This window comes from Amycolatopsis sp. NPDC045836 (assembly GCF_056431745.1).
In genome coordinates this window covers 1-2,628 of sequence record NZ_JBWKKF010000058.1, presented here as the reverse complement: position 1 = coordinate 2,628, position 2,628 = coordinate 1, and the positions used below count along the sequence as shown (strand labels likewise).

The 2,628-nt window shown below is 68.9% G+C and carries 2 protein-coding genes; one reads left to right on the top strand and one right to left on the bottom strand.

Going from position 1 to position 2,628, the window contains the following annotated elements; translation table 11 throughout:
• Positions 1 to 91: 91 nt before the first annotated feature.
• Positions 92 to 553: a MarR family winged helix-turn-helix transcriptional regulator gene (locus tag AC07EG_RS40265; RefSeq protein ID WP_478258539.1), complete on the bottom strand. Its 462-nt coding sequence runs from the start codon at positions 551 to 553 to the stop codon at positions 92 to 94.
• A gap of 166 nt (positions 554 to 719) precedes the next feature.
• On the opposite strand from AC07EG_RS40265, the gene AC07EG_RS40260 reads away from it, so the two are divergent.
• Positions 720 to 2,249 carry an amidohydrolase family protein gene (locus tag AC07EG_RS40260; protein ID WP_478258538.1) on the top strand — a complete coding sequence of 510 codons (1,530 nt, stop codon included), beginning with the start codon at positions 720 to 722 and terminating at the stop codon, positions 2,247 to 2,249.
• The last annotated feature ends 379 nt before the right edge of the window (positions 2,250 to 2,628 follow it).

Sequence of the window (2,628 nt, the reverse complement as noted above, 5' to 3'; positions counted from 1 at the left end):
CCACTCGCTACGACAAGCTCGCTGTGCGCTACCAGGCCACCGTCAACATCGCCGCCATCAACATCTGGCTACGCCACATGTGAAACACGGCCTAGGCGGGCGGCTGGTCTGCTTGCAGGTTCTCGAGGATCGTGGCGGCGATGTCGGCGAACTGGTCGAGTTGTTCACGCGTGAGGCGGTCGACGACAAGGCGGCGGACCTCCTGGGCGTGGCTGGGCACGGCTTGCCTGAGTGCGGTGAGACCTTTCGCGGTGATCACCGCCTCCATGCCGCGCGAGCCGCACCGCTCCCGCGCGACCAGGCCCCGCTTGCACATCCGGGTGAGCTGGTGGTGCATGCGGCTCTTCTCCCAGGTGGCCATCCGGCCTAGCTCGTAGGCGCGCATCCGCCCGTCCGGCGCCTCGGACAGCAACGCGAGCACGGTGAAGTCGGCGTTGGACAGACCGCTGCTGGCCTGGAGCTGCTGCTCGATGCGTGTGCGCAGCAGCTCCAGCATCTGGAAGGACACCCGCCATGCGCGGAGCTCGTGTGCGGTCAATCCCTGCTGCTTCATACCGTCATCCTAGTCCGCGAGTTGACAAATCAACTCCGCGGCGTAGGCTTCAGTTGACACATCAACTCGCGGTGCTGAACAGGACGCGTCGCCGTCGGCGGGCCTTCGAGAACACCCAGGCTGGTCACACCGGCGTCCGCAGCCACTGCGCGCAGGAAGGCGCACCATGACCGAACGACGTGACGACGGTGAGCCGCCGGAGCAGCCCGCTTCCAGAGCCGGGCGGCACGACCTCCTGGAAATGGCCACGGTGGCCGGTGACCAGCCACCGGAGGACAGCGGGCAGCGGGGACGCCGCTACGTCATCCGCGGCGGCGCGGTGATGTCCATGGACCCGGGCGTCGGCAACTTCGCGACCGCCGACGTCCTGGTCGAGGGCAGCAAGATCGTCGACATCCGGCCCCGCATCCGCGCCGCCGACGCCGGCGTGATCGACGCGCGGGGACGCATCGTCCTGCCGGGCTTCGTCGACACGCACCACCACCTGTTCGAGACCGCGGAGCGTGCGTTCCTCGCCAATGGCCTGCTCCTCGACGACCATTCGGGCTCGCCGAGCGCGTACCCGAACTACGGCGAGCACATCCTGCGGGGATTCGCGCGGCTCTACCGGCCGGCAGACGTCTACGTCAACTCGTTGTTCGCCGGGCTCTCGCAGCTGGATACCGGGGTCACGACGGTGCTGGACGTCTCGCAGATCCACCACTCCCCAGAGCACACCGACGCGGCGATCCAGGCGCTGGTCGACACCGGGCGGCGTTCGGCGTTCGGGTTCTTCGAGGGCGACAGCCGCGCGACAGCCCGGTACCCGCAGGACGCCCACCGCCTCAGGGATCAGTGGTTCTCCTCGGACGACCAGCTGGTGAGCATGGTCATGGGCGGTGAGCTGCACCTGGGCCGTCAGGTGTACACCCGCGCCTGGGCGATCGCCCGCGAGCTGGGGCTCAGGATCGCCGCGCACGCCGTCGGCTCGTGGGGGATGCGGCCCGTCTTCGACGAGCTCGCCCGGGGCACCGCTGGGGTCGAGGTGGGGCCGGACAACCTGTTCATCCACATGACCGGCATGTCCGACCAGACCTGGCGGCGGTTGCGGGACGCCGGAGCGCAGGTCTCACTGGCCTTCCCGATCGAGATGACGATGCGGCACGGCACGCCGCCCATCCTCAAGATGCAGCAACTGGGCATGGAGCCCTCGCTGAGCTCCGACGTCGAGACGACGATGGCCGCGGACCCGTTCACCCAGATGCGCTCCGCGATGACCATGCAGCGCATGACCGTCAACCAGATGATCCTCGACCAAGGCGACCTCGTGCCGCCGGACAACTGGCCGACGCCGGCCCCGGGCACTCCCGAACTCCTCACCGTCCGCGACGTGCTGCGGTACGCGACCGTCAACGGCGCCAAGCACCTCGGCCTCGGCGGCAAGACCGGCACGCTCACGCCCGGCAAGGAAGCCGACATCGTCCTGCTCGACGCCACCGCACTCAACGTGGCCCCGCTCAACAGCGTTCCCGGAGCGGTCGTGTCGCTGATGGACCGCACCAACGTCGAAACGGTGATCGTCGCAGGCGAGGTGCGCAAGTGGAAAGGCCGGCTGCTCGGCGCGGACCTGACCCGGTTGCGCCGGGAACTCGAAACGTCCCGCGACCACCTCTTCGCAGCGATGGGCCTGACGCAGGACCTATTCGCCTGGAGCTGAACGAGCTGAACGGTCGCGGTCCCCGCCGCACCCCGAACCGACAGGCCGGGCGGTGACGGCGGGTGAGCGCTGGCGGAGGCCGACACCGCCAGTGCCCTGACCGGAGGCGGTGGCGCCGCCTCCGGCGCTCGTCGATCAGGTCCAGCGCCAGGCGTCACTCCTTTCGGTGCCCCTGGCCTCCGGATCGTGCGATTCCGGGCAAGTGGCTTGAGCCGGCGACCGACACGGCCGCACCTGACCTCACTCGTCGAAACGAAGCTGCGTGCCACCGGCATCGACTGGACGGGGGGGTGTCCCTATGTGGTTGTCAAGCCGCAGCGGGGGTTGAGGTGGGTTCGGGGTGGCGGTAGTGGGTTCGGTTGCGGAGCATGGCGTAGAG

What these genes read in the sequence shown, in the direction of transcription:
- AC07EG_RS40265 (WP_478258539.1), bottom strand. Translation starts at nt 553, where the DNA reads ATGAAGCAGCAGGGATTGACCGCACACGAGCTCCGCGCATGGCGGGTG.
- AC07EG_RS40260 (WP_478258538.1), top strand. Translation starts at nt 720, where the DNA reads ATGACCGAACGACGTGACGACGGTGAGCCGCCGGAGCAGCCCGCTTCC.